1 protein-coding gene is annotated in these 262 nt (G+C 62.6%); it reads right to left on the minus strand.

The window, feature by feature from the left end; translation table 11 throughout:
* A partial coding sequence (locus tag CVH10_RS21625) for an HWE histidine kinase domain-containing protein (protein WP_369335958.1) occupies window positions 1–262 on the minus strand: 262 nt, incomplete at both ends.

Here is a 262-nt window from a genome sequence, read left to right on the forward strand (position 1 = left end):
AGGGTCGAGAGATCGGCGCTCTGCCAATTCTGCTGCGTCAGGGCGGTGTGGGCCGCGGCGAGCGCCAGCAGTCGGTCTTCGAACGCCCGCACACGTTCCCGGTCCAGACCCTTCAGGCTTTGGCGCGCAATGGCCTGGACCATGGCCAATGTGTTCTTCAGTCGATGGGTGGTTTCGGCTGCCAATATCGCATTGTGATCCTCGGCCTGAAGTCTGGCGGCGTCCGACAGCACCCGGTCGGTGGTCTCATTGGTGAAGATGA

Source organism: Halomonas sp. ND22Bw (assembly GCF_003011945.1).
Classification (GTDB): Bacteria; Pseudomonadota; Gammaproteobacteria; order Pseudomonadales; family Halomonadaceae; genus Halomonas; species Halomonas halophila.